General features: G+C 61.6%; 1 pseudogene. It reads right to left on the minus strand.

Annotation, left to right across the window (positions count from 1 at the left end):
* Positions 1 to 281 (minus strand): annotated as a pseudogene (locus AB4Y34_RS42280) (DDE-type integrase/transposase/recombinase); the annotation flags it as partial.

The raw sequence follows: 281 nt of genomic DNA on the forward strand, positions 1-281 counted from the left end.
TTCGCGTTCCCGGGTTGGCTGATGACTATTCTCAGCACGGTTGTTGACGCGGGCGCTGGCTTTGACGAACACATGCCTGACGTGTATTAGCCAGTTCGGGGATCTCCGCTTTCGCAGCCGGGTAGCTGCGCAGCTGGTCGGTGACGATCTTGCTTGGCACCTCAGGGCAAGCCGCCAGTACGCGCTTGAAGAACCGTTTCGCCGCGGTCTTGTCGCGGCGCTTCTGGAGCAGAATGTCGAGTTCGACGCCGTGTTGGTCGACCGCACGCCACAGCAGCCAG

The sequence above is a fragment of the Paraburkholderia sp. BR10954 genome (assembly GCF_040965775.1).
Classification (GTDB): Bacteria; Pseudomonadota; Gammaproteobacteria; order Burkholderiales; family Burkholderiaceae; genus Paraburkholderia; species Paraburkholderia youngii.